Annotated in this window: 6 protein-coding genes and 1 pseudogene; 4 read left to right on the top strand and 3 right to left on the bottom strand. The window is 68.7% G+C overall.

Annotation, left to right across the window (positions count from 1 at the left end; all coding sequences use genetic code 11):
* Window positions 1-166 precede the first annotated feature (166 nt).
* The 4 genes from DPV74_RS38470 to DPV74_RS38455 are packed head-to-tail and all read left to right on the top strand — an operon-like array spanning window position 167 to window position 3,279.
* On the top strand, window positions 167-628 hold the full coding sequence (locus DPV74_RS38470; protein WP_011546084.1) for a Fur family transcriptional regulator: 462 nt from the start codon (window positions 167-169) through the stop codon (window positions 626-628).
* 47 nt (window positions 629-675) lie between these two features.
* Window positions 676-1,599, top strand: coding sequence for a metal ABC transporter solute-binding protein, Zn/Mn family (locus tag DPV74_RS38465; RefSeq protein ID WP_060206924.1), 924 nt, complete (start codon window positions 676-678; stop codon window positions 1,597-1,599).
* Window positions 1,600-1,613: 14 nt separating this feature from the next.
* A complete protein-coding gene (locus DPV74_RS38460; RefSeq protein ID WP_059692641.1) occupies window positions 1,614-2,504 on the top strand; it encodes an ABC transporter ATP-binding protein in 891 nt (296 codons plus the stop codon).
* Window positions 2,497-3,279, top strand: coding sequence for a metal ABC transporter permease (locus DPV74_RS38455; RefSeq protein WP_119339085.1), 783 nt, complete (start codon window positions 2,497-2,499; stop codon window positions 3,277-3,279). Before DPV74_RS38460 ends, DPV74_RS38455 begins: the two co-directional genes overlap by 8 nt.
* 130 nt (window positions 3,280-3,409) lie before the next feature.
* On the opposite strand, the gene fghA is transcribed toward DPV74_RS38455, so the two are convergent.
* The 3 genes and pseudogenes from fghA to DPV74_RS38440 form a co-directional block, all read right to left on the bottom strand.
* Entirely contained in the window at window positions 3,410-4,258 is an 849-nt protein-coding gene (gene fghA / locus DPV74_RS38450; protein WP_021159522.1) for an S-formylglutathione hydrolase, read from the bottom strand.
* 16 nt (window positions 4,259-4,274) lie between these two features.
* Window positions 4,275-5,381 carry an S-(hydroxymethyl)glutathione dehydrogenase/class III alcohol dehydrogenase gene (locus tag DPV74_RS38445; protein ID WP_006483756.1) on the bottom strand — a complete coding sequence of 369 codons (1,107 nt, stop codon included), beginning with the start codon at window positions 5,379-5,381 and terminating at the stop codon, window positions 4,275-4,277.
* Between the two features lie 275 nt (window positions 5,382-5,656).
* Window positions 5,657-5,829: pseudogene (locus DPV74_RS38440) on the bottom strand (carbohydrate kinase); the annotation flags it as partial.

The raw sequence follows: 5,829 nt of genomic DNA, 5'->3' as shown, positions 1-5,829 counted from the left end.
GCGGCGGCCCGCCACGCGCGCCCGGCAAGGCGCGGCGCGCGCGGTGCGGCGCGGTCGGATCGGCGATGAAGGGGACGGAGCGACGACGAAAAGGGGAATTCGCGCTGCACGGCGCGGCGATACGTTATATCATCGCCATACTTCGTTTCACGCCCAGCTTCACGCCATGGCTACCTCATCGTCCATTGACGCCCGGCTGTCCCGGGCCGACGCATTCGCCGCCGAGCACGGGCTCGCGTGGACGCCGCTGCGCCGCCAGGTCTACGAACGCGTGCTGGCCGCGCAGCGCCCGATCGGCGCGTACGACCTGCTCGCCGAGCTCGAGCCGCAGCGCGGCCGCGTGCCGCCCACGACCGTCTACCGCGCGCTGGATTTCCTCGTCGAGCACGGCTTCATCCACCGGATCGAATCGAAGAACGCGTTCTTCGCGTGCTGCGAGATCGGCGTCCCGCACGAAGGCCAGTTCCTGATCTGCGATTCGTGCGGCGACACCGTCGAGATTCCCGGCGGCGACCTCGCGAAGCAGTTGTCCGCGAGCGAGCCCGCGCACGGTTTCGAAGTCCACCATCAGGTCGTCGAGCTGAGCGGCCTGTGCGGACACTGCAAGCGCAAGCCCGCGCAACGCTGACGCGTATCGGGCGGCACACGCGCCGCCCCCTTCCAACGAGGAGTTCCATGCCCATTGCCCTGAAGCGCGCGCCGCGGCGCGCCCTGACGCCTGTCCGCTGGCTCGCCGCTGCCGTCTCCACGGTCGCCGCGCTGTCGCTCGCGGCGCCCGCGTTCGCGCAGGCCGCGACCGTCAACGTCGTCGCCGCCGAGAATTTCTACGGCGACGTCGCGTCGCAGATCGGCGGCAGCCATGTCGCGGTGACGAGCATCCTCAGCAATCCCGACCAGGATCCGCACCTGTTCGAAGCGAGCCCGAAGACGGCCCGCGCGCTCCAGCACGCGCAGGTCGTGATCTACAACGGCGCCAACTACGATCCGTGGATGAGCAAGCTGCTCGGCGCGTCGAAGCAGGCGAAGCGCGCAACGATCGTCGTCGCCGACCTGGTCGGCAAGAAGGCCGGCGACAACCCGCACCTGTGGTACGACCCGGCGACGATGCCGGCCGCCGCACGCGCGATCGCGGCCGAACTCGGCCGCGCCGATCCGGCGAACAAGGCCGAATACGATGCGAACCTGCAGAAGTTCGTCGCGTCGCTGAAGCCCGTCGACGACAAGGTCGCCGCGCTGCGCGCGCAGTACAAGGGCGTGCCGGTGACGGCCACCGAGCCGGTGTTCGGCTACCTGTCCGACGCGATCGGCCTCGACATGCGCAACCAGCGCTTCCAGCTCGCGACGATGAACGACACCGAAGCCAGCGCGCAGGACGTCGCCGCGTTCGAGAACGACCTGCGCAAGAAGCAGGTACGCGCGCTGATCTACAACAGCCAGGCCGAAGAACCGATGACCAAGCGCATGCTGAAGATCGCACGCGACGGCGGCGTGCCGACCGTCAGCGTCACCGAGACGCAGCCGGCCGGCAAGACTTTCCAGCAATGGATGGCCGGCCAGCTCGACGCGCTCTCGGCCGCGCTTGCCGCCGGCAAGAAATAAACAACCGTAACGCCATGACCGCCACTCCCCACGCACTCGCCGTCGATCGCGTCACGCTCGAACTGGGCGGACGCACGATCCTGCGCGACGTCAGCTTCGCGATCGAACCCGGCGAATTCGTCGGCGTACTCGGGCCGAACGGCGCGGGCAAGACGACGCTGATGCGCGCGGTGCTCGGCCTCGTGCCCGTGTCGGCCGGCACGCTGTCCGTCGGCGGCGTGCCGGTCGTACGCGGCAACGCGTCGATCGGCTACATGCCGCAGATTCGCAGCGGCCTCGCGAACCGCCGGATGCGCGGCTACGACTTCGTCGCGATGGCCGCCGACGGCCACCGCTGGGGGCTGCCGCACACGAACGCGGCGACGCGCCGCGACGTCGACCGCGTGCTCGATCTCGTCGGCGGCCCGACGCTTGCCCGCCGGCCGCTGTCGGAACTGTCCGGCGGCGAGCGGCAGCGCCTGCTGCTCGCGCAATGCCTGCTCGGCAGCCCGAAGCTGCTGCTGCTCGACGAGCCGCTGATCAGCCTCGACCCGAACCACCAGCGCGGCGTCGTCGAGCTCGTGCGCAACGTGCAGCGCGAGCTCGGCATCACCGTGCTGTTCTCCGCGCACGAACTGAATCCGTTGCTGAACGCGCTCGACCGTGTGCTGTATCTCGGCAACGGCGTCGCGGCGCTCGGCACCGTCGACGAGGTGATCACGAAACCCGTGCTGTCGCGGCTCTACGGATCGCCGATCGACGTGATGCGCGTGAACGGCAAGATCTTCGTGATGTCGGGCGACGTCGAGATCGAGAAGCACGACCACGAACACGAGGACGACGACGGCCACTCGCACGGCGGTGGCGGCGGCCACGGCCATCACCACCACGGACACGCTCATCCCGGGCACTCGCACGATGTTTGAATACGACTTCATGATCAACGCCTTCGCGGCGTCGGGGATCGTCGCGGTGCTCGCGGGCATCGTCGGCTACTTCCTGGTGCTGCGCGGGCAGACCTTCGCCGGCCATGCGCTGTCGCACGTCGGCTTCACCGGCGCGACGGGCGCGGTGCTGCTCGGCATCTCGCCGATCTGGGGGATGGTCGGTTTCACGCTCGCGGCCGGGATCGGGATGGGCGCGCTCGGCGAAAAGCTCGCGGGCCGCGACGTCGCGATCGGCGTGATCCTGTCGGGCGCGCTGGGTTTCGGCCTGCTGTTCCTGCATTTCTACACATCGTTCGCGACGCAGGTCACCGCGCTGCTGTTCGGCAACGTGCTCGCGGTGAGCCACGACACGCTCGCGGTGCTCGCCGGCATCGGCGCCGTGAGCCTGCTCGCGCTCGCGCTGATCTCGCGGCCGCTGCTGTTCGCGTCGCTGCAGCCCGAACTGGCCGAAGCCAAGGGCGTGTCGCTGCGCACGGTGTCGATGCTGTTCCTCGCGGTGTGCGCGCTCGCCGTGGCCGCGGCCACGCAGATCGTCGGCGTGCTGCTGGTGTTCACGCTGCTGGTCGGGCCGGCTGCCGCCGCGCAGAACGTGACGACGCGGCTGTCGACCGGCGTGCTGCTCGCCGCGCTGTTTGCGTTGTTCGAGGCATGGCTCGGCATCGTGCTCGCGTATCACACCGACTGGCCGACGAGTTTCTGGATCACCGCGCTGTCGGCGCTCGTGTACGGCGCAAGCCTGTTGCGGCGCCACTGATCGACGCCCGACGACCATGAAAAACGCCGGCGTGCCCGAGGGCAGCGCCGGCGTTTTTTTTGCACCCGCTCGTGCGGCGCGCCGTATGTCGTCGCGTGCCGCCGTGTGCGTTATGTGCTCCCCTTCCCGCTCATCGCGCGAGCACGCGCGCGTGATGCGCGATGTGATCGGCGATGAACGTCGAGATGAAGTAGTACCCGTGGTCGTAGCCCGGATGGCGGCGCAGCGTCAGCGGCTGGCCTGCCTTCGCGCACGCGGCTTCGAACACGTCGGGGTTGAGCTGGTTCGCGAGGAACTGATCCGCGAGGCCCTGATCGACGAGGATGCCGTCCGCGAACTTCGGCGCATCGGCGCGCGCGACGAGTTCGCTCGCGTCGTGTGCCTTCCAGGCATCGCGATCGGCGCCGAGGTAGCCCGAGAACGCCTTCTCGCCCCACGGGCAGCGTGTCGGCGCGGCGATCGGCGCGAACGCCGATACCGACCGGTACAGCCCGGGATGACGCAGCGCAAGCGTCAGCGCGCCGTGCCCGCCCATCGAATGACCGAAGATCCCGAGCCGCGCGCCGTCGATCGGCAGTTCGGCCGTGACGAGTTCGCGCAGCTCGCCCGTCACGTACGACTCCATCCGGTAATGCGCGGACCACGGCGCTTCGGTCGCGTCGACATAGAAGCCCGCGCCGACGCCGAAGTCCCACGCGTCGGTCTCGCCCGGCACGCCCGCGCCGCGCGGGCTCGTGTCCGGCATCACGAGCGCGATGCCGTGCTGCGCCGCGTATTGCTGCGCGCCGGCCTTGATCGCGAACGTCTCGTCGGTGCACGTGAGCCCCGCGAGATAGAACAGCGCCGGCACGCGGCCGTGCGCGGCCTGCGGCGGCAGGTACACCGAGAACTTCATCGGCAGGCCGATGGCCGCCGAATCGTGACGGTAGAAACGCTGCTCGCCGCCGTGGCACGCATGCGAGGAAACGAGTTCGAGCATCGCGGTACGCTCCCGGTCAGTACAGCACGACCGAACGGATCGACTCGCCGGCCTTCATCAGGTCGAAGCCTTCGTTGATCCGCTCGAGCGGCAGCGTATGCGTGATCAGGTCGTCGATGTTGATCTTGCCTTCCATGTACCAGTCGACGATCTTCGGCACGTCGGTGCGGCCGCGCGCGCCGCCGAACGCCGAGCCCTTCCACTCGCGGCCCGTCACCAGCTGGAACGGACGCGTGCTGATTTCCTCGCCCGCTGCCGCCACGCCGATGATGAACGACTGGCCCCAGCCCTTGTGCGTGCACTCGAGCGCCTGGCGCATCAGCTTCACGTTGCCCACGCATTCGAACGAGTAATCCGCGCCGCCGTCGGTCAGCTGCACGATGTGGTCGACCACGTTCTCGACTTCGTTCGGGTTGATGAAGTGCGTCATCCCGAACTTCTTCGCGAGCTCGACGCGCTTCGGGTTGATGTCGACGCCGATGATCTTGTCCGCGCCGACCATCTTCGCGCCCTGGATTACGTTCAGGCCGATCCCGCCGAGGCCGAACACGACGACGTTCGCGCCGGCCTCGACCTTCGCCGAGTACACGACCGCGCCGACGCCCGTCGTCACGCCGCAGCCGATGTAGCAGATCTTGTCGAACGGCGCGTCCTCGCGCACCTTCGCGACCGCGATTTCCGGCACGACGATGTAGTTCGAGAACGTCGACGTCCCCATGTAGTGGAACAGCGGCTTGCCGTCGAGCGAGAAGCGCGACGTCGCGTCGGGCATCAGGCCCTTGCCCTGCGTCGCGCGGATCTTCTGGCACAGGTTGGTCTTGCGCGACAGGCAGAACTTGCACTCGCGGCATTCGGGCGTGTAGAGCGGAATCACGTGGTCGCCCTTCCTCACGGTGCCGACGCCGGGGCCGACGTCGACCACGACGCCCGCGCCTTCATGGCCGAGGATCGCCGGGAAGATCCCTTCCGGATCGGCGCCCGACAGCGTGTAGTAGTCGGTGTGGCAGATGCCCGTCGCCTTCACCTCGATCAGCACTTCGCCTGCGCGCGGCCCTTCGAGATCGACTTCCTCGATCGTCAGCGGTGCGCCCGCCTTCCATGCAATCGCGGCTTTCGTCTTCATCGTGTGACTCCTGTCTGTGTGTGAGGTCGGCCCGGGTTCGCGCGTCGGCGCTCATGTCGACCGGCCTGGGTGCGCCAGCACCGACGCCGGCCCAATGCTTCGCACCGGGTTCCATGCAAAGCGGTCGAAACCGTGCCGCGCGGCGTCGCGCGCGGCACGGCGAAAGAATCTCGTGCTCGCCATGATGGCCGGTTCCGCCGCGCATCGCGTGCGGGAAACGGCCGCCGGCTTGCCACGATGCGTCATCGCTGACGCAAAAGAACAAGTGCCCGATTTTAAGCGCCCGTCGTGAACCATGCATCCGTCCGGGCATACAGGTCGACGAAGCGCGCGTGGCGCGCGGCCAGCGAGCGATCGTCGCGCGGCTCGGCAACCGGCGACGCGGCCGGCGCCAGCGCGTGCAGCGCGTCTTCCCGCCAGTGCCCGATCGCGACACCCGCCAGCAGCG

Source organism: Burkholderia sp. HAN2018, assembly GCF_024704855.1.
GTDB lineage: Bacteria > Pseudomonadota > Gammaproteobacteria > Burkholderiales > Burkholderiaceae > Burkholderia > Burkholderia cepacia.
The sequence above is the reverse complement of the archived record's forward strand: the minus strand, read 5'-3'. Positions and strand labels throughout refer to the sequence as shown.

What these genes read in the sequence shown, in the direction of transcription:
- DPV74_RS38445 (WP_006483756.1), bottom strand. Translation starts at nt 5,381, where the DNA reads ATGAAGACGAAAGCCGCGATTGCATGGAAGGCGGGCGCACCGCTGACG.
- DPV74_RS38465 (WP_060206924.1), top strand. Translation starts at nt 676, where the DNA reads ATGCCCATTGCCCTGAAGCGCGCGCCGCGGCGCGCCCTGACGCCTGTC.
- DPV74_RS38455 (WP_119339085.1), top strand. Translation starts at nt 2,497, where the DNA reads ATGTTTGAATACGACTTCATGATCAACGCCTTCGCGGCGTCGGGGATC.
- fghA (WP_021159522.1), bottom strand. Translation starts at nt 4,258, where the DNA reads ATGCTCGAACTCGTTTCCTCGCATGCGTGCCACGGCGGCGAGCAGCGT.
- DPV74_RS38470 (WP_011546084.1), top strand. Translation starts at nt 167, where the DNA reads ATGGCTACCTCATCGTCCATTGACGCCCGGCTGTCCCGGGCCGACGCA.
- DPV74_RS38460 (WP_059692641.1), top strand. Translation starts at nt 1,614, where the DNA reads ATGACCGCCACTCCCCACGCACTCGCCGTCGATCGCGTCACGCTCGAA.